Origin of the sequence: Paenibacillus sp. FSL R7-0198, from assembly GCF_038000415.1 — a bacterium.
Classification (GTDB): domain Bacteria; phylum Bacillota; class Bacilli; order Paenibacillales; family Paenibacillaceae; genus Paenibacillus.
This window is the reverse complement of the sequence record NZ_JBBOCB010000001.1, coordinates 6,467,953-6,487,630: the sequence shown is the minus strand read 5'-3', so window position 1 is coordinate 6,487,630 and position 19,678 is coordinate 6,467,953. Positions and strand designations below refer to the sequence as shown.

Genomic DNA, 19,678 nt, shown 5'->3' with positions numbered 1-19,678 from the left:
TTAGGCCTTGCTAGTTATTCCTTGGCGAAGCTGACGTTCCAGTTCTTCCTGATCCACGAGCAATATATCACTCTCATCTCCCGGTGCAGGCGAAATCTGAGTTCCATCAGGAATAACCAATCCTTCTGCGATAATAGCTCGGTAAATGCGTACATTTTGCCCGATTTTCACTCTTGGCATGATTACTGAATCGATGACAGCACTGTTCTCACCAACTTCAATCCCGTAGAACAGAACAGAATGATTGACCTCGCCATGCACCACACTGCCTTCACTAATAATACAATTCCGCACCTTGGCCGATGGCGAGATGTATTGTGCAGGTTGGTTCGGATTACGTGTGAAAATACGCCAGTCCGGATCATTCAGATTAAACGGTGTATCTTCGTCCAACAGGTCCATATTGGATTCCCACAGACTGCGAATGGTACCCACGTCTTTCCAATAACCTTCAAATGGATACGCATATAAGGATTTTTCGTTTTCAAGCAATAAAGGAATAATATCTTTACCAAAATCATAGGAGGTGGATGCCTGTTGTTCATCCTGGATCAGGAAACGTTTCAGTACATCCCACTTGAAGAGATAGATACCCATGGAAGCGAGTGTGCTCTTGGGCTCAGGAGGTTTTTCTTCAAATTCATAGATGCTATAGTCATCGTTGGTGTTCAGCACCCCGAAACGGCTGGCTTCTTCCAATGAGACATCAATGACCGATATGGTGCAATCCGCATCTTTATCTTTGTGATACTGGAGCATTTTTTCGTAGTCCATCTTATAGATATGATCCCCTGACAGAATGAGCACATGCTCAGGATCGAATTGTTCAATAAAGTTCAGGTTACGGAAGATGGCATCTGCTGTGCCACGGTACCAGCTGCTTCCGTCTTCACGTTCATGTGGAGGAAGTACATATACCCCACCGTTTTTCCGATCCAGATCCCAGTCACTGCCAATGCCAATATAGGAATGTAAGACAAGTGGTTCATATTGAGTCAATACACCCACTGTATCAATACCAGAATTAGAGCAGTTACTCAGCGGAAAATCAATGATTCGGTATGTGCCCCCAAAATATACAGCTGGCTTAGCCAGTGATTTGGTCAATCCTTTTAACCTTTTACCTTGCCCTCCGGCAAGTAGCATCGCTACAACTTCTTTTTTCGCCATCATTACAGCCTCCTCCACGTGCATTCGTTCTGATTCATTTCAGAGCCCATAATCGATATTCTGTTGTGTGGACACTGTTGTCTTGATTAGGAGCATGCTGTACAGATGTGTAACAGGTGAATCTTGTTGCAGTTGAACTTCATGGATTGTAAAGCCTGAAATAGAGATGATGCTGGTGTAGAATTGCCTTGACTGTCTTACAGAGGTGAATGTTAGATGCAGAACTTCAGGTGTACTCGTGCAAATGAAATAGACTACTCCTATTTAACATTAAACACGAAACGGACTGGGGAATCTTACTGGAAAACATCGACATCAAGTTTTGGGTGAAATTACCCTTTTTCGTGCTCGTGCCGCTGTTATTTATATTGTATTCGATAAAAGAGAATCAAACTCCTTTTGGAAAATTCATGGTAAATCTGTGACACTCTAGACCCGTAAACCTATAAAACCAGAAATACAGGTCATATGAATCAGGAAATGGCAATTTATTTGTAAATATTTAGAGGAATATATAGAAATGTGTCGAATAATAGATATGGTATAAAAGGAGCACTTAGAATTGCATTAAGCAATTTATCGAAGAGTTACATACTAATAACTATAAATTATTTGGAGGTTAATAATGAAGCATGCTCTGTTAGATCATCAGAGAAAAATAAAACATGAGATTTTTAATAAAATGAAGGAATCTCGTAATTTTTTTATAGTTGAAGGGGTTTCAGGAACCGGAAAAAGTTTTTTACGTCAAGATATTATTAATGAGTTGTTTCTAACCAATGAATTCGAAATTTTTCTTATGGAAGGAGATAAGAATTGTATTACAAGAGAATACTATCCCATTGAACAATGTCTATCATCAAAACAAAACATTTCGAAACATCAAAATGAAGTTTTCAAGAGCACTGTTGCTAAAACCGCTGGAGCTGTACCCTTGTTTGGAAAAGCACTTGAGAACTTTGTGCATGAGTTACTGAATTATAATAACAATAAATTTAGAAACTATAATACACACCTAACTGATACTGAACGTGACATAATTTTCAGAATGCGCCACATTAGTAAAAAAAGATTCTTGATATACGCAGAGAATTTTCAATGGTGGGATGAGAAATCAACTGATTTGTTATATCAAATTATGAAAGAAAACCAAAACGAGAATTCATTCTTGAAAAACGCAGTAGTTATAATTAATTGGACTGATGAAGAACTTGCAAATTATCAAAATTTAAAAATTGATGTTTCAGGAAATTTTGAATTCATTCCATTCAAGTTGGATGTGATTAAGAAAAAGAACTATACAAATGTTTTACATTCGATGGGACTGAAAAAAGGTATTAAAAATGATTTGTTAAATGATCTGTACTCAATAACAGGTGGTCATCTGCATCTTACAAAAGTAATGATAAATTATCTTAACGATTCAAACGATCAATCATCTATTAAGTTAGAGGAACTAGCTGATACTAATCAAATATCAACATTAATTCAGGACCGGTTGAAAAACCTTGGCGCAGCTGGACAAGTCATAGATGAAGTATTAAAATATGCTTCAGTTTTAGGGATTTCATTTACTTTTTTTGAACTTGAGAAAATTACAAATAAAAACCAAGAAGAACTACAATATATAATCAAAGAAGCGAATAAATTACATTTTGTTGAGCAAGCAAATAAAAAAGTGAACTTTATTCATGAATTTATTAGAAGTCTGTTTGAAAAAAAACTCGAAGATACCAAAACATATTATTATGCTTACGCTGAATGTTTGAAAGTAATTAAACCTAGCGACTATATTGCAAGAGCACGTGCTATGTTGAAAGCAAGCTGTTTAAAAGAAGCTGCCTTACTATACGTTTTAGCATATATACAAAAGTTAAGAAACAACGACATTATAAAAACCGAATTTCTTGAAGAAATATTCATCTCTATTAAGGAGCTTGATGTTGAAGAATATATTGAGCTAATGCAACAGGCTTATAAAGAATATAACAATAAAGAATTTGATAAAGCAATTGAACATTTGAGTTGGATTGAAGACACATACCCTACTGTATTGAAAGCAGAAAGAGACTATCTATTAGCTATGTGTTTGACAAAAAAAATTGATAGAAGTCATCGACAAGATTCGGTTTCTATTCTTGAAAACTATAGAGATCTTGATACATTAGAAGCAGAAAGTGAACTATGGTCAAGGATTTTATCCCTTCTAATAATTAGTTACATTCATATTAATGATAAAGAAAGTGCCAAGAAGATCGAAAAAGATCTTATGTTATATTTACACGAAAGAGTAGAATATGATCTCAATGCAAAGGATAAAATAAATATATTACGTAGGAAATCAAGTGCAGTCCATTCCATTTCTTTAGCCCAGAGAAACACACAAAAAAGTGTTAAATATTTTGGACCCTCAGAAGAGAGCGGAGCTCCACTTAATCCAATTCAATATTACTTTGCTTTGAATAATCATGTCGCAAATACTTTTGTTCTCGGGAAGTTTGAGGAAAGCCACAGAGATGCTAATAAATTGATTGAATATATAACAATAAATCCCGAAATAGAGTTTCCTCGAACTGAAAATGCATTGAACAATTTTGTATTGAGTGGGATCGCAGCAAAAAAAATATCCCTCCAAGAAGGCTTAGGGATATTTACAGAGATATTTAAAGAAACTAAGTCAAGTGCGGATCGAATTCTACTTCGAATAAATCAATCAGTTTTATTTGCTGCAACAAATCAATTGGATGAATCCTTAAGTGTACTAACTGAACTCAAAAACTTACTAATTAATAAATCAAATATCGAACTTTATTATCAATATTACATTGATTCCAATCTTATGGTTGTAGAATATTTATTAGGAAACAAACCAAAAGCCATGGAATTGTGGACTAATATTTCTGACTTACCTTCAATTGGTGATGAGAATTATTACGTCAAGCGCCATGAAATTATAAAAGTTATATTTGATAGTAATATCAGAATCTCTGGGGAAGAATGGCTTACATATATTGATAAAAATTATCCAGAGCTTATTGAACGCTCTAAAGAAAAATCCTTTGGGAACGGTTATTTAGTATCAGATATCCAGTTTTGGTCAGAATCATAAACCATATTTCTCAAACGTAACTGCTATTAAAGTAGCCAACATTTCATCGTATGTATAGCCTAATTCTTTAAATGAATTATGGAAAGAGCTATGTTTTACAATGTGTGGATTTGTAGCAATATCAGTTATAAAAAACTCATTATTTTGATTTATTCGATAATCTATTCTTCCGAAACCTGTGATTCCTAGTATTAATGCAATCCTTCTCGTGGATTCAATCAATCTTTGATTTAATTTCTCATTGTAGACGCCGTAGTTGTAGAATGAATATTGGTCTTTTCCTCGTATTTCATATGTTAGAATTTGTTCGTTCAGAAACTTTTTTTCAGCTAATTGAATTCCCATAGGAACAAGTGGTGTGATGCTATCATTTGCAATAAAAGGATGTTCAATTTCATAACCCTCAATAAATTCTTGAACAATGATTTCCTGTTCATACTCCATGCATCGTTGGTGGATGGTTGGATCAAGTGAAGATTGATAAATAATAACACTCCTTTGATCAATCCCAATACTGGCAGATTCATTATTCAACTTAGTTATAACCTTGAGACCTTCTGGTGGTTTTTTTCCAAAAAGCCACCCTTTTTTATTATATAACCAACTCTCAGGAACTTTAAGACCGTGGGCTTCCAATAATATACCTGTATGATACTTGTTCCTACACAAGCTTACGGTATAAGGATTAGAGCTCGTATATTTTAAATTATACAGATCACAAAAGGATGGTAACAATGATTTCCGACCCAATTTTTTTCCCTTTTGAGCCATGCTCAGTACAATTCCAATTTGCTTGCCATTTAGCATAGGATGCTTATTCTTAACAATTTGCCGTATGAACTCTTTCTCATCAAAATGAATTACTGTTTGAAATCCAGAATCTTCAAATCCTTGATTTAATTCGTCTAATTCTAACTCACTTAAATATTCGGAAGTTAAAGAGTTCTTTTCATAATCGTCAAACTTACTTGTGTGATTATCTACGTTAGTTACCATGACGACCATAATCTTTTCTTTTTGTGAATTCACTAAATTAAGGTAATTTTTAATTATCTCCACCTACAAAACCTCCAAATAATTTATAGTTATTTGGAGGTTCTACTCTACACTTTTAAGTTATTTCTTGGATTGAACCTCGACAGTACATCCTTCTTCCGCTCAACAGACACCTCTGTATAAATTTGGGTTGTACTAACGTTCGTATGCCCGAGAATCTCCTGCACTGAGCGCAAATCTGCACCGTTGTTCAGAAGATGTGTAGCAAAACTGTGCCTTAGGTAGTGTGGTGTTGATTTTTTGCTTACTTTAGACAAGTCCCTGTATTTAGAGTAAATATCTTCAATGGAATAAATTGAAAGTCGATCGCCATACTTATTGATAAACAACGCATTAGACTTGGAATCGAAATGCTCGCGAGCATGAAGCCAAGTTTTGATCTTAAGGATTACCTCGTTGCTCGAAATATACAATAAGCGCTCTTTACGGCCCTTCCCAAAGATCAACACTGTTTTTTCTTCCAGATCAATGTGCTCCAGATCAATATTCACTAATTCGCCGATCCGAATACCGATTACGTAAAGCAATTCGATAATAGCATCATTACGCTGGTTAATCCGTTTTCTAAAGATAGTACGTAATTGCTTCATATGTTCTTGTGGTGCATTTAACAGCCTTTCAACCTCGGTCACAGAGAGAGTCTTCGGAATACGTCTTGCTGTTTTAAAATTTCTTCCGAATCCAGAGATAGGCGATTCAGCAATGTCTCCTTCTTGTACCAAATAATTAAAAAATGCTTTAAAGCATATGTATTTCCTTTTGATCGTTGAGTCTTTCAATGTGTGTTTACTTGTTAATTGTTCCAGGTACTTTCTTAAATTATCTCTGTTCACATCATGTAATTGATTGTCATTGAGCCATTCTACAAGTCGATTAAGGTCAGATCGATAGGCTTTTATTGATTTGTTGGATAAATTCCGTTCTACGCTTAAATAGATTTCATATTGCTTGATATATGTATTTAAATCATGATTGCCGAGTTTCATAGTGCCTCCTGATGTATATATATGATATGTCGCGTCGCTCGACCTACATTATTGCGCATGCCAGCTTATTTGTGAAGATGTCCAAAGTGCTATAGACTGGCCAATACTGATTTTCTTGCAAAGAAAAAACGCAGAAACCCAATTTATGGTTTCTGCGCTCCGGTAATGACGGAAACAATACTCTCCCGCAGCTGATCTGCATTTTTCGTTTCATAAGGATCGGCATTAAAGATAATGGCGTCGGCAAGATAACCTTCTGCAATCTGCCCCAATTCATCTCCTCGACCCAGAATTTCGGCAGCATGAGTCGTCGCAGACTGCCACGCTTCTGTCCGGGTCAAGCCATAGTCAATCAGTGTGTCCAGCTCCTGCAGGTTGTAGCCATGGAGCGCAGGTGTAGCATAATCAGTACCGAATCCGAAACGGACTCCTGCTCTTTTGGCATATCCGATGGCTGTGGAATGAGCTTCAGCAGCACGTGCGGCACGATCACTAATGACAGCAGGCAGCGCCAGCACACCTTTTGGATCTGCGGCGATTCGATAGATCGATGTGGTCGGCACAAAGGCGGTTCGGGACTCAGCAAGTCTGCCAGTCTGATCCTCGGTTAAGAACATTCCATGTTCCACTGACTCCACTCCTGCCTGAATGGACCAGTCGATCGTCATGCCTCCCCAGGTATGAACAAGCACCTTTTTATGATGAGCATGTGCATAACGAACGATGAATGCAAACTCTTCCTCCGAAAATACGGGATCTAACACTTGTTCGGTAGGCGCTCCAAGTCCACCTGTTGCCATGATTTTAACCCAGCCTGCGCCTGTATCAAATATATTGTTCAACCGTTGCTCCAGATGCTTCACACCACGCGCATCTGCCGCACCCAACATATCACTGCTGGTTTCAACCTTCAGAGGATGTCCATAGTGTTCAGCAAGATGCTGAGCCGTGCTTGGCAACAATCCACCTGCATCACGAGCGGTGGTTACGCCAGTCCTAAGCGTGGCTGCAAAAGCTTGCGCCTGCATGACTTCAATCTCGTGTTTATCACGCTTCAATTGATCCGAGTGGTCGAAGTCTGTCCATGCCAGATGTGTATGAAGGTCAATTATGCCCGGACTAATCCACAAATCAGCATCTGGACGAACATGATCATCATACGGTGACACGGATTCTACGACTGATGCAAACCGGCCATTCTGAATCGAGATATCGAAGCGTTTGCCTTCAAGACCTGCTATAAAAATATGTTTGAAGTTCTGATCTTCCGATTTCACCTGAGTCATATTCATTTCCCCCAAACGAGGCGAACAGCCTGGACTGCCTGCTCATGGTCCTGATTCAATAATGCCGCAATGGTCGCAACAGCTTCCTCCACGCCTGACAAGGATGCATTGGCCCCAAAATGATTAATTCGCAGCAGCTGACCGAAAAGTTCTCCGTCCCCCGGAGCAACAATGCCGATCGGGTGATCGATATGCAACTTCTCTTCCCCGGAAATTCGAACCGTCGTAGTCAGTGTAGAATACGTTTTGTTATCTTTTTGCCAAGGCTCCAGACCTAAAGCCTGAATACCGGCAATGGCTGATGCAGCAGCCCGTTCATGACGCTTGATCACCTGCTCCAACCCTTCTGACTCGATCGCTGTCAATGCCGAGATCAGTGCTCTGGCTTCCAGCGTTGGAATGTTGGGAGGAACACGTACCGGTGCAGTCCCCTTCCCAGATGGCTTCAGATCGAGCAAAGAGAGAATGGAGTTACGTGGCGCATACGCATTGGACTCAAGAAATTTCCAGCCGCGCGGCGAAACGCTTACTGCGCTGATGCCATTGGGACCAGCGAGAGCTTTTTGGGCACCGATAGCTACAAAATCCACGCCCCATTCATCAACAGGTAGAGCCTCTCCCCCAACTGCCGAGACAGAGTCGCTCACCGTAATCAGTTTGTGGGCACGGGCAATCTTTATGATTTCCTCCGCAGGATTGGATCCACCTGTAACCACCTCAGCTTGAACAAAGGATACCGCGGATGGTTTATACCGTTCAATCGCGGCAGCGACCTCCTCCGCAGGTACAACTTCATCAAAAGGGACTTTAACTTCAATAACCGTTGCCCCTCCGCGTTCAAGCCATCGACCAAATAAACTGCCGTATGGCCCTGTCACGACATTAACAATGGTGCGACCTGGCGCAGATATTCCGGCTGCCACGGCCTCTATACCCAAGATCGCCTCTCCAGGGATGATCACCGGGGCATGCTCCGTAGACAAGAGCCTGGAGAGCAAATGTGTAAGCGTCTCGTATTCACTTCGCGTAAGCGGTACAAATCCTTTATATGGTTGGCTCATATAAACCTCCTGATGAAATTGATTTTGGCATTTTTGGAACGGCTGATAGCAACTCTCGACTATATGCCGATTCAGGACGAGTGAAGAATTGCTCCTTGGGACTAATTTCCACAAGCTGACCCTGCCGCATAACGGCTACCGTATCACTAATGGCATGGATGACTCCCAGATCGTGAGAGATGAACAACAACGTAAGATTAAGCTCATGCTTTAGCGACTTGAACAGTTCAAGCACACTTAGCTGGACAGAGACATCTAGTGCACTCGTCGGTTCATCCGCAATGAGCAAGCTCGGCTCCACGCTTATTGCCCTTGCGATTGCAATCCGTTGACGTTGTCCGCCGGAGAATTCATGAGGATACTTGTCCAGTGCTTTACTCTCTAACTGAACACGGGCCAGGAGCTCTCTCGATCTTTTCTCCACCTGTGCACGGTCCACAATCCGATGAAACAACAGTGCTTCAGCAAGAATCTGCCGGATGGAATGCTTGGGATTCAGTGAGGCATCCGGATTTTGGAAGATCATCTGTATATTTTTATATTGCTCACGACTTCTCTTCTTTTTCAATGTTTGATCTCCCAGCAGCATTTGCCCCTCATCGGGCGTGATCAAGCCGGCAATAACCCTCGCAAGAGTAGATTTTCCTGAGCCAGACTCACCGACAAGACCAAGTGTCGTATGATGCTGGAGATTCAATTCTATGTGGTCCAGTGCAGTAAAGTCACCATAACGAACCGATACATTTTGTATTTGTAAAGCTGGTTCCATCGTTATTCGCTCCCTTCAAGCTCCGGCAAAGGAAGCACCGAGTTAATCAGCATCTGGGTGTACGGATTTTGTGGATTTTGCAAAATGGCAAGTGAATCTCCATGCTCCACAATTCGCCCCTGTTTCATCACACACAGCTTCGAGCACAGGGTCGCTGCAATGGCAAGATTATGTGTTACAAATACCATAGCAAAGCCCAGTTCACGCTGCAATCGGGTGATCGTATCTATAATTTGCTGCTGCACCGTAACGTCCAGCGCTGTTGTTGGCTCATCACAGAGCAGAATGCCAGGCTTGCAAGCCAGAGCCAGTGCAATAACTACCCGCTGACACTGCCCACCTGACAGTTGGCTAGGGTATCGGTCCTCACGCTTCAGCGAGTCGGGAAGACCCAACAGTTCAAGCAACTCCAGTGCGGCTACCCTTGAAGCCTTCCGGCTTAACTTTTGCCTGTAATAGACAACTTCGGCCAGTTGTTTAACAACGGTACAGAGCGGATCGAGCGCACCTCTCGGGTCTTGAAACACCATTGCGCTGCTCACGTCACTTCGAATGCTGCCTCCAGTCTGCTCCACTCCGCTTGGCAGGAGGCCCAGAATGGAACGCAATGTAAGTGATTTTCCGGAACCGGATTCACCTACTAATCCCAGGCTCTCCCCTCTGCCGAGCGAGAAATGAACATCTTGGACTAATTTTTGATTCGACTTGGTCGACAGTGACAATGCCTCGACCTCCAAAATGGGACTTGTGGACATTATTTTTTCCTCCATAGATCGGCCAACCCATCACCTACAAGGGACAGAGCAATTCCAGTGTATACCACTGCGAATCCCGGAACTGCCGAAAGCCACCAAGCTGTTGTGATAAAGGATTGACCATCCGAGATCATTGTGCCCCAGTCCGGGGTAGGCGGTGCAATGCCGATGCCCAGATATCCGAGGGTAACAATTGCCACTAGCAGGCCAACCATATCCGTCATTAACACAACAACTGCCTGGGGCAGTACGTTAGGCAGGAGATGACGCAGTATAATCCGTATTCCCGGTAGTCCCAATGTCTGTGCGGAAGCCACCCATTCCTGTTTGCGATAAGATGCACTTAGACCCCTGACTACACGGGCAAATACGATCCATCCAACGAGCATAAACGTGATATAAATTCCCCGCTCACCTGCTCCGCTGGCAAATGCCACGATAATGACGATTAGATAAAAAGGGAACGCGATAAATGTGTCCGTGATCAACGATATCATTTTATCTACCCATTTTCCGTAATACCCTGCAAGCATCCCCAGAAATATCCCCATGCAAAAAGGGACAATTTCCGCCAACACCATAATACTCAGGTCGGTTCGTGCGGCATAGATCAGTCTGGTAAACAAATCACGTCCCAGTTGGTCTGTACCGAGCCAATGTTCGGCAGAAGGAGGCTGCAAAAAAGCACTCAAATTTTGCTCGGAAGGGTCATACGGACTAATAAACGGTATGCTCACAGCCAAGACAATCAGTACGGCAAACATAACACCTCCCACAAGCAGGGAAGGGATTCTTAAGATGCGGTTTATAAGGGTCGGGTTCAGGTGCTCTTCATATAACCGAGGTTCTGTTCCTATCATTTTCATGGTTTTCCTTTCGTTCTGGGATCAAGCCACCTGGTAAGGATCTCTATCAGGAGACTAATAATCACCACAGATACAGCACAGTAAAGGGCTATGCCTTGAATGACCGGGAAATCCCGTTTAGAAATAGAACTAAACAGCAAACTGCCGATTCCCTTGATGCCAAATACTTGTTCAACGACCAATGTCCCACCTATCAGATAAGAAATGTTAACACCAAGAAGGATAAGCGTTGGTAGCGCCGCATTGCGCAGGACATGTTTGAACAAAATAACCCGACTTGGCAATCTCGCCGCCTTCAAAGTAACGACAAAATCAGATTCCAGTACTTCAAGCATCTGGGCTCTCAATGAACGAACCAATGTCGGAATCTGTGACAAAGCTACGGTAATGGCAGGAAGCGTCAAACTGTACAACGTGCCCCACCACCCTTCGCCGACTCCACCAACGGGAAACCAGTGAAGACGCACACTCAGCAGCAGAATCAAAAGGATGCCAACCCAGAAGATTGGCATACCTAGCGTTACGGTAGGAAAAATACGTATGACATGATCCAGCAGCTTATCCTTATGCGTAGCTGCCAGCGTAGCAAGCACAAGGGCAATGACAATGGCCAAAGCACAAGCCATGCCGATGAGCAACAACGTGACGGGCGCCCGGTCAGCAATCAATTCTCGGGTAGAGGTTCCATTTATAATTGAGTTGCCGGTATCTCCCTGCGTGAATAGCGTTTTGACAAACCGAATGTACTGTTCACCCACCGGAAGATCCAGCCCGAGAGCATGATGCATGCTCTCAAGCGCCTCTGGCGTGCTATATTCCCCCAGAATCATTTTAGCGGGATCTCCTGGTACCATACGGATGAGAAAAAAGACTGCTGTCATTACACAAAGGATTACTGCCAATGCTCTTCCTACAACACTGAACAACCAGAACTTCTTCATTTCTTAATATGAACGTCTTCGAACCGCACGCTGCCATTAGGCAACACAACGAGTCCATCTACGGAAGAACGAGCGCCGATCAGAATGTCCGGATAATAAAGCGGGAGATAAGGCACTTCATCGGCAAGCGTCTGAAGCAGCTTGGAGTAGATTTCCGCACGACCATCGCCGTCCGCCGTTTTTTGACCTTGGTACAGAAGCTTGGTTACTTCATCATTGGTGTAATGTGTCCAGTACGATTTACTGAATCCGTCCGGATCGGTCTGGAAAGCAATGATCGAGTTTGCTTCCGGAGAATCAGCCTGTCCACTATTCAGCATTATTGCAAAATCATAAGCAAAGAATCGTTCACGGAAGGATGCCAGCTCAATTGATTCAATTTCGATGTTGATGCCGATTTGTTTTCCCGCCGCCTGAATGATTTGCGCTTCTTGCGCTCTGGTGCTGTTGCCTGAAGCTACAAGCAATTTTGTAGTGAACCCATCCGGGAAAGCCGATTTTGCCAGTTCTGCCTTCGCCGCAGTTACATCAAAGTTCAGCGCCTTAATTGTGTCATTCGCATTATACGGAATCGTCGTAGGCAACAATGAATTAGCGGTCTGTGCATACCCAAAGGTAAGCGCCTTAGTCAGACCGTCACGATCAAGTGCCAGAGCCAGGGCACGACGAACATGCACATCGGAAAAATGCTTGTCCAGCGTATTGAAGAATACTTGCTCTGTCACCCAACTACCGTTTGTTACAACGGTTGTATCTGCACCATTCTTTATTTCATCAGCATTTTGCAGCGCCAACGATTCAATCGCATCTACTTCTCCTGCCTTCAGCTGGTTGATCGCTTGACTATCGTCTTCAATCAGCTTATACACCAATTTATCCACTGAAGGTTTTCCTTCTTGCCAATAATGAGTGTTCTTAGTAAAGGTTACATCGCCTGCCGGGTCCCACTGCTCAACCACGAACGGTCCCGTACCTACCGGTTTCTTGAAAAATTCTTCCTCCGTAACTCCACCAAAATTGTTCGGGATAATACCATTCGAGAAGTTGGACAACTCGGAAATAAACGGTGTATACGGCTCTTTAAGCGTAATAACCAGCGTATGCTTATCCGTTGCTTTAATCGTATCCACTTTGGCGGATATAGCCAACGGGCCTCCAACTTTCAAATGCCGCTCAAGAGAAAATACAGCATCCTCCGCAGTAACATCACTGCCGTTAGAGAATTTCAATCCGTCACGCAGCACAAATGTATACGTTAAGCCGTCATCACTGATCTTATGTGACTTGGCGAGCCAGTCCACAATTTCTCCCTTGCTGTCAAAAGCAACCAAAGATTCAAATACTTTATCAATGGCAAATGCATTGTTCGACGTAATCTGATTATGCAAATCAAACGAGGTTACAGAAGCTGGCCTGCCGTAGACAAAAGTCCCTCCTGTCGCAGTCTCGTCTGTTTTTGATTTATCATCCGTACCTTGACTAGCACCTGGCTGAGCTGCTGTATTGGGAGCGGGATCATTCTTGGACCCGGAGCATCCGCTAACGATCACCAATAATAGGACCGCTAAAGCTCCTACCCATAATGACTTTCTGGCTGATAATTTAAACTGTGACATGTCTGAATATCCCCTTCCAATAATTCATATCTGATTAGTATGGATTGATTATGGATCAAAGGAATCCCTCTGTCAAACAAAAATTGTTGCTTACAGCGGGATTAAAACTAATATATCCATTACAGGAAATGGTTTCGTAATCAAAGGACTCTAAAGTTCATACAACACTAAAAAAGCCAGAATATTGGTATTATCCCCTTTTAGTAGACATGAGAAAAAAGACATCTGTTAAGATGAACTTAATCATGTAAACGAAGGGGATTTTTTCATGGCTAAAAAAGGACAAACATTCCGGCGGTACTCTTTGGATTTGAAATTGGAGGCAGTCCGGCTGGTCAACGAAGAACATATGAGTATACGTGAAGTAGCGACACGTTTAGATATTCAAAATAAATCTCAGGTACAAGTGTGGGCAGCAAAAGCAAAACAGGGAATGAGTCTGGAACCTGCTACGCCCAAACGGGGACGCCCTAGAACCAAGTTTTCCAGTATGGAAGAAGAGATGGCGTACTTGCGTGCGGAGATTGAATACTTAAAAAAGCAGTATCCAAATCTACACAAGGAGTGACGAGTAAAGCGGCCAGATTTCAAATCATTGAGGACCTGCGAGCACGCCATGGTCTGGTTTGGCTCTTGAAGTTAGCTGCGGTTTCCCGCTCGGGTTATTACAAGTGGAGAAAAAGCTTAGCAGCGGCAAACGAGCGTAGACACAAGGAACAGGAACTAGAATCCCATTTGCTTGCCATCCATCGCGTGCATCCCTACTTTGGTTATCTTCGAATGACCGTAGCTTTACGGCGGGAAGGCCTCCGAGTCAACCACAAAAAGGTGTACCGATTAATGAAACAATTAGGTATCTGTTCTGTCATTCGAAAAAAACGTCGATTTTTTGGAAAACAAGCCTCTGTGGTGAACCCGAATCGGCTGGAGCGCCAATTCCGGGCGGATACGCCACGAACGAAGCTGGTTACGGACATTACCTATATTCGTGCTGGAGAACACTTTGTGTATCTTTCTGTTATTCAGGATTTATACAATAACGAAATTGTTGCATGGCATCTTTCTGAACGAAATGATCTTGCTTTGGTTCATGAAACGCTGGATAGACTCCGTCAGCACGTGGATCTGAGTGGCGTAATCCTACATTCGGATCAAGGATTTCAATATACGTCGAAGCCTTTTAACCGTAAACTGAACCAGCTCGGCATGCTAGGTAGTCATTCCAGGCGTGGAAATTGCTTAGATAATGCCTGTATTGAATCTTTCTTCTCTCATTTGAAGACTGAGAAAATTTATTTGAAAAAGGCAGCAAACAAAGCGGAGGTTGAACAGCAAGTAAGCGAATACATATTGTTTTACAACCAAAACCGATTTCAGAAAAAACTAAACGACCGTTCCCCGGTAGAATACCGGGAAACGGCCGCAGCTTAAATATCGTCTTTTTAGTACTGTCTACTTGACAGGGTTATGACCATATACTCTGGCTCTCTTTGTGCTTACATTTATATAATTTTGCGGAACAGCTCCATCACTTCATCCTTGGAGGGTTGATAGGGGTTGCCTGGTGCACAAGCATCTTTCATCGCGTTATCGGCAAGCAGTTCCACATCCGGATCTTTTACTCCCAGTTCAGACAGTTTCTCAGGGATCCCAACTTCCTTCGATAGCTTACGTATGGCCTCAATGACGTAATCAGAACACTCCTCATCACTTCTACCCTTCACATCCATACCAATGGCCTTGGCAATATGACGAAATTTTCCGGGTACATGCTTGGCGTTTAACTCCTCCACATAAGGAAGTAACATGGCGTTGCACACACCGTGCGGCAGATCATATACACCACCCAGTTGATGTGCCATGGCATGAACATAACCTAATCCTGCATTATTAAAAGCAATTCCACCAAGGAAACACGCGTACGTCATATGTTCCCGCGCTTCCAGATCACTGCCGTCTCTCACGGCTCTAGGCAAATATTCAAAGATCAGTTCAACAGCTGCTGCAGCTGTCGCACTTGTCACTGTAAATCCACCCGGTGTAACCATCGCTTCCACGGCATGGGTCAACGCATCCATTCCTGTGGCCGCTGTGAGACTTGCAGGTTTGCTGAGCATCAGCTCCGGATCATTAACCGACAGGGAGACCAGACTATTGCGGTCCACCATCACCATCTTCACTTTACGTTCCTCATCTGTAATCACGTAGTTAATTGTCACCTCGCTCGATGTGCCAGCCGTTGTGTTAAAAGCCACAAGTGGCACGGACTTATGTTTCGATTGATGCAATCCTTCATATTCACGGATATGCCCACCGTTCGTAGCTACAATGCCAATCCCTTTGGCAGCATCCTGCGGTGAACCTCCACCTATCGATATAATGGCGTCACAGCCATGATCCTGGAATACTCGAAGTCCGTCATGTACATTCTGACATGTTGGATTAGGCTGAACCTCATCATATACTACATAGTCTAACCCTGATTTTCTTAGTATAGACATTACCTGTTCAGCAACGCCTGAAGTTATCAATTGACGATCACTTACAACCAGCGCTTTGCAGATACCCATCTGTTCAATCATCTGACCTGCTTCCTGTAAACAGCCTCTACCCATCAAGTTCACGGGCGGAACATAATATGCATGTGTTGCCATTTGAACCAGCCTCCTGTAACCCCTGATTTACTATCTCCATTGTAACTGAATCCGTTTTCAGATATAGTGAAATAAATCACAATGAGTCCGATAAATGTTACACTTAAGGTCGATTTTTACCCGTAATAAAAAAGACGACCCAGACACCCGCAGGTCTCCAAGCCGTCTTACTTATCTATCTTAAAGCATTATCCACTACTTATACCTTACCTAAGGTACTTTCACTAAAAGCATCCTTACGAAGGCTTACAGCGCCTTATCGTTCACACCGTCAAGCCATGCCTCAATATCGCCAATTACGGAGGATACACAGCCATCCTCGAATGGTGAGTTCAATCCAGCCAGTTCAACCAATCCGGTGAAGGACAGGCTTCCTCCCGCTTTGCACAATGTCAGATAGTCGGCCCATGCGGACTTCATGTCCTCATTGCTGCGTTTCCAGAACTGGAATGCACAGATTTGTGCTAACGTATAGTCAATGTAATAGAATGGCGATGAGAAAATGTGACCCTGCTTATGCCAGAAACCACCTTGCTCCAAATACGCATTATCTTTGTAATTGATATGTGGCAGATAAGTCTTCTCAATGTTGCGCCATGCCTGCTTACGCTCCGTTGGAGTTGCATCCGGGTTCGCATACACAAAATGCTGGAATTCATCCACAGCTACACCATACGGAATGAACAACAGACCGGAAGACAGGTGATCAAACTTGTACTTGTCCGTATCTTCCTTGAAGAACAACTGCATCCACGGCCATGTGAAGAACTCCATGCTCATGGAATGAATTTCAGCCGATTCATATGTCGGCCAGTTGTACTCAGGCACTGCAAAATCACGGCTCTCATACACCTGGAAAGCATGACCTGCTTCATGCGTCAATACATCAATATCACCGGATGTACCGTTGAAGTTGGAGAAGATAAACGGCACTTTGTAATCGTTCAGGAACGTACAATATCCGCCGCCCTGTTTACCTTTTTTGCTTACCAGATCCATAAGCTCGTTTTCGGTCATCATTTGGAAAAATGCATCTGTCTCTGGTGATAATTCAGCATACATTTTTTTACCATTTTCAATAATCCAGTCTGCGTCACCCTTCGGTGTCGGGTTACCCGTCTTGAAGCTGAAGCCCTGATCGTAATAATACAGTGTATCCACATCAATCCGGTTACGCTGGCGCTCTCTGAGCTTGGTCGCTACAGGTACAATATAATCACGAACTTGTGCCCGGAAGTTGGCTACCATCTCTGCGTTGTAATCCGTACGGTTCATGCGATCATAACCGAGTTCCACATAGCTTGGATAGCCCAGTTTCTTCGCGATCTGTGTACGTACTTTAACCAGTTCATCGTAAATGCGATCAAATTCAGCCTCATGTTCAGCCATGAAAGTGTATCTGGCTTCCGACGCACGCTCCCGCATGGAGCGATCCGTGGACAGTTCGAATGGATGAAGCTGTGGCAACGTGCGCTCTTCACCTTCGAACGGAATTTTGGCTGATGCGATCAATTGATTGTATTCTGTGGAAAGTTTGTTCTCCTTCTGGAGTTCTTCAATAATTTCCGGGCTGAAAGTTTTCAGCGAAAGATCCGCCAGCTGGAACAGCTGTGAGCCCCATTTTTGTTCCAACTCATTGCGGAATTTGGAGTTAACCAGTGCACGGTAAAAATCCGTAATATATTCCTGCACAATGGGTGCATTCTCATCCAGAAATTCGTTCTCCGCTTTGTAAAACTCATCATTGGTATCAATGGAATGACGGATGTAGACCAATTGGGCTTGCGTCTCAAAATCACTGCGCAGCGCGTTAATCTGATCCATGAATCCGCTCTGTTCTTCAACCGTTGCCGCAGCTTCAAAACCGCTCAATAGCTCACGGAAAGATGTCTTGATATGTTCCAGATTCGGACGTGTATACGTATACTCACTAAATTTCATTTATGTACACCCTTTCCTGTTTGGCAGAATCTCGGGAGGATCCCGAGTTAAACTACCCCCTATTATACAAAAGAGCAGCTAAAAAATCCCATCTTTACGAAAAATATTTGTCCATCGGTCAAATTTGTACAACATTCATGGCTATATTTATTACGTGCTCATGTAAGGTCAGTTCTTCAAAAAAATTTTCCCACACAAATAAGCCCGCCTCGCGTTAGCGAAGCCAGCTTATAGGTTGTCTCTCTTCTCTTTACATTTAAAAATTACTAGCTTTGGTCTTTATCCATAATCCGATAGAACCAGCCCATTCCGACCATGCCCACGACCATAATAACGGCCATAATAATGATATATGTCATGAATGTAACCTCCCTGCTTCCGTATATTCATCACACTACTACTAGTGTACACGGTGAAACACCGTTTGAATTGACCGAACATTGACAAAAATACGAAATCTTTAATTTTAATCTATTATTATTTCCCCAAACACACTAAATCATACTTACCTCACTGCACGGTGCAAAGTTTCATCCGCCATGCTTACGGTGTATACTATACTTCTATGAAATGGAATTTGGATTTTTACGCAGAAAGGTTGAAAGACATGTCAACTCGCATCCCATTACGTCAGCTATTTCTTATTGTTTTACTAGCCCTTATGTTATCTGTTTTATCCGCCTGTGCTGATGGAGAAGCCCATCTAACGGTGAATATGGATGGATCAACGGATCTGGATCTCAATCTCAATGTAGAGAACTCCGCTCTTGGAAAGATTGGACAAGACAATCTCATGCCTCTGATCGCAGATGCATTGAATCGAAATAACTTCCAGGCAGAGGTTACCGAACAGGGAGATCAGAAGCAACTCAAAGCGACCACCCATTATGAAAAAAGCAATACAACCAGCTTTGATACATCCGAGTTACCACAAGGGATCAAGGTTGAACAATCAACTACGCCCGGCTTCTTCACTTCCAAGATGCACATTACAGCAGAAGCCGACCTCATGGAGTCCATGCCGGATGGTGAGATCAAAAATCAGATTAACAAGGTGCCTGGCTTTCTGAAGAACCTCTTGTTAAAAGATGTTAACTTTGACTTCAAGTTGTCTTTACCCATCAAGGCAGCCGATTCCAATGCGGATCAGGTGGAGGATGGCGGAAAAACGCTCATTTGGCACGTTTCACCCCTCCAGATGAATAAACTGGATCTGACTGTACAGGTTCCCAATATTCGGAACATCATCATAATTGCAGTCATTGGTCTATTATTAGTCGTTGCTTTGCTCATTTGGTTTTTTGTTCGTCGCAGACGGGCCAGACAGCGCCACAGTGCAAGATCACATCGCGGAAAAAATTAATTCCCTCACACCAATTTTATTTGTGACTTGCCAAACGGTGTTATGGATAGTAGAATACATCCGTACTGTGTGAACGGTTAATTTTTTATTAAGCAAAGCTAAAGA

Annotated in this window: 15 protein-coding genes; 3 read left to right on the top strand and 12 right to left on the bottom strand. The window is 42.7% G+C overall.

What is annotated here, in order from left to right; all coding sequences use genetic code 11:
- Entirely contained in the window at positions 1-1,170 is a 1,170-nt protein-coding gene (locus tag MKY87_RS28650; protein ID WP_340967572.1) for a glucose-1-phosphate adenylyltransferase, read from the bottom strand.
- Positions 1,171-1,795: 625 nt separating this feature from the next.
- On the opposite strand from MKY87_RS28650, the gene MKY87_RS28645 reads away from it, so the two are divergent.
- Positions 1,796-4,279 carry a hypothetical protein gene (locus tag MKY87_RS28645; protein ID WP_340967187.1) on the top strand — a complete coding sequence of 828 codons (2,484 nt, stop codon included), beginning with the start codon at positions 1,796-1,798 and terminating at the stop codon, positions 4,277-4,279.
- Here the strand turns inward: MKY87_RS28645 and MKY87_RS28640 are convergent.
- From MKY87_RS28640 to MKY87_RS28600, 9 genes are all read right to left on the bottom strand, one after another.
- The gene (locus tag MKY87_RS28640; protein WP_340967185.1) at positions 4,274-5,338 is read right to left on the bottom strand and encodes a hypothetical protein; all 1,065 of its coding nucleotides are present in this window, start codon (positions 5,336-5,338) and stop codon (positions 4,274-4,276) included. The genes MKY87_RS28645 and MKY87_RS28640 overlap by 6 nt on opposite strands.
- 44 nt (positions 5,339-5,382) lie before the next feature.
- Positions 5,383-6,321: a tyrosine-type recombinase/integrase gene (locus MKY87_RS28635; protein ID WP_340967184.1), complete on the bottom strand. Its 939-nt coding sequence runs from the start codon at positions 6,319-6,321 to the stop codon at positions 5,383-5,385.
- A 143-nt stretch (positions 6,322-6,464) separates the two neighbouring features.
- Entirely contained in the window at positions 6,465-7,607 is a 1,143-nt protein-coding gene (locus tag MKY87_RS28630; RefSeq protein WP_340967183.1) for an amidohydrolase family protein, read from the bottom strand.
- 2 nt (positions 7,608-7,609) lie between these two features.
- Positions 7,610-8,668, bottom strand: a complete 1,059-nt coding sequence (locus MKY87_RS28625; protein WP_340967182.1) for a pyridoxal-phosphate-dependent aminotransferase family protein — start codon at positions 8,666-8,668, stop codon at positions 7,610-7,612.
- A complete protein-coding gene (locus MKY87_RS28620; RefSeq protein ID WP_340967180.1) occupies positions 8,652-9,437 on the bottom strand; it encodes an ABC transporter ATP-binding protein in 786 nt (261 codons plus the stop codon). Before MKY87_RS28620 ends, MKY87_RS28625 begins: the two co-directional genes overlap by 17 nt.
- 2 nt (positions 9,438-9,439) lie before the next feature.
- Entirely contained in the window at positions 9,440-10,192 is a 753-nt protein-coding gene (locus MKY87_RS28615; protein WP_340967179.1) for an ABC transporter ATP-binding protein, read from the bottom strand.
- Positions 10,192-11,052 carry an ABC transporter permease gene (locus tag MKY87_RS28610; protein WP_340967177.1) on the bottom strand — a complete coding sequence of 287 codons (861 nt, stop codon included), beginning with the start codon at positions 11,050-11,052 and terminating at the stop codon, positions 10,192-10,194. The genes MKY87_RS28615 and MKY87_RS28610 overlap by 1 nt, the downstream gene beginning before the upstream one ends.
- Positions 11,053-11,054: 2 nt before the next feature.
- Entirely contained in the window at positions 11,055-11,999 is a 945-nt protein-coding gene (locus tag MKY87_RS28605; RefSeq protein WP_340967175.1) for an ABC transporter permease, read from the bottom strand.
- Complete coding sequence (locus MKY87_RS28600; protein ID WP_340967174.1) at positions 11,996-13,615, bottom strand: ABC transporter substrate-binding protein; 1,620 nt, start codon at positions 13,613-13,615, stop codon at positions 11,996-11,998. Before MKY87_RS28600 ends, MKY87_RS28605 begins: the two co-directional genes overlap by 4 nt.
- Before the next feature lie 268 nt (positions 13,616-13,883).
- Between MKY87_RS28600 and MKY87_RS28595 the strand changes: the two genes are divergently transcribed.
- Positions 13,884-15,046, top strand: a protein-coding gene (locus tag MKY87_RS28595) for an IS3 family transposase (protein ID WP_445669403.1) whose coding sequence is annotated in 2 segments (ribosomal slippage) — positions 13,884-14,148 and positions 14,148-15,046 — 1,164 coding nt in all. Because the reading frame shifts where the segments join, the coding sequence is not laid out codon by codon here.
- A 71-nt stretch (positions 15,047-15,117) separates the two neighbouring features.
- Here the strand turns inward: MKY87_RS28595 and MKY87_RS28590 are convergent.
- Both MKY87_RS28590 and MKY87_RS28585 read right to left on the bottom strand, forming a co-directional pair.
- Complete coding sequence (locus MKY87_RS28590; RefSeq protein ID WP_340967173.1) at positions 15,118-16,269, bottom strand: iron-containing alcohol dehydrogenase; 1,152 nt, start codon at positions 16,267-16,269, stop codon at positions 15,118-15,120.
- A 246-nt stretch (positions 16,270-16,515) separates the two neighbouring features.
- The gene (locus tag MKY87_RS28585) at positions 16,516-18,210 is read right to left on the bottom strand and encodes a M3 family oligoendopeptidase (protein WP_289392200.1); all 1,695 of its coding nucleotides are present in this window, start codon (positions 18,208-18,210) and stop codon (positions 16,516-16,518) included.
- A 607-nt stretch (positions 18,211-18,817) separates the two neighbouring features.
- Here MKY87_RS28585 and MKY87_RS28580 point away from each other — a divergent pair.
- Positions 18,818-19,573 carry a hypothetical protein gene (locus MKY87_RS28580; RefSeq protein ID WP_340967172.1) on the top strand — a complete coding sequence of 252 codons (756 nt, stop codon included), beginning with the start codon at positions 18,818-18,820 and terminating at the stop codon, positions 19,571-19,573.
- Positions 19,574-19,678 lie beyond the last annotated feature (105 nt).

Coding starts and splice junctions, on each gene's coding strand:
- MKY87_RS28650 (WP_340967572.1), bottom strand. CDS start 1,170: ATGGCGAAAAAAGAAGTTGTAGCGATGCTACTTGCCGGAGGGCAAGGT.
- MKY87_RS28645 (WP_340967187.1), top strand. CDS start 1,796: ATGAAGCATGCTCTGTTAGATCATCAGAGAAAAATAAAACATGAGATT.
- MKY87_RS28635 (WP_340967184.1), bottom strand. CDS start 6,321: ATGAAACTCGGCAATCATGATTTAAATACATATATCAAGCAATATGAA.
- MKY87_RS28630 (WP_340967183.1), bottom strand. CDS start 7,607: ATGACTCAGGTGAAATCGGAAGATCAGAACTTCAAACATATTTTTATA.
- MKY87_RS28625 (WP_340967182.1), bottom strand. CDS start 8,668: ATGAGCCAACCATATAAAGGATTTGTACCGCTTACGCGAAGTGAATAC.
- MKY87_RS28620 (WP_340967180.1), bottom strand. CDS start 9,437: ATGGAACCAGCTTTACAAATACAAAATGTATCGGTTCGTTATGGTGAC.
- MKY87_RS28615 (WP_340967179.1), bottom strand. CDS start 10,192: ATGTCCACAAGTCCCATTTTGGAGGTCGAGGCATTGTCACTGTCGACC.
- MKY87_RS28610 (WP_340967177.1), bottom strand. CDS start 11,052: ATGATAGGAACAGAACCTCGGTTATATGAAGAGCACCTGAACCCGACC.
- MKY87_RS28605 (WP_340967175.1), bottom strand. CDS start 11,999: ATGAAGAAGTTCTGGTTGTTCAGTGTTGTAGGAAGAGCATTGGCAGTA.
- MKY87_RS28600 (WP_340967174.1), bottom strand. CDS start 13,615: ATGTCACAGTTTAAATTATCAGCCAGAAAGTCATTATGGGTAGGAGCT.
- MKY87_RS28590 (WP_340967173.1), bottom strand. CDS start 16,269: ATGGCAACACATGCATATTATGTTCCGCCCGTGAACTTGATGGGTAGA.
- MKY87_RS28585 (WP_289392200.1), bottom strand. CDS start 18,210: ATGAAATTTAGTGAGTATACGTATACACGTCCGAATCTGGAACATATC.
- MKY87_RS28580 (WP_340967172.1), top strand. CDS start 18,818: ATGTCAACTCGCATCCCATTACGTCAGCTATTTCTTATTGTTTTACTA.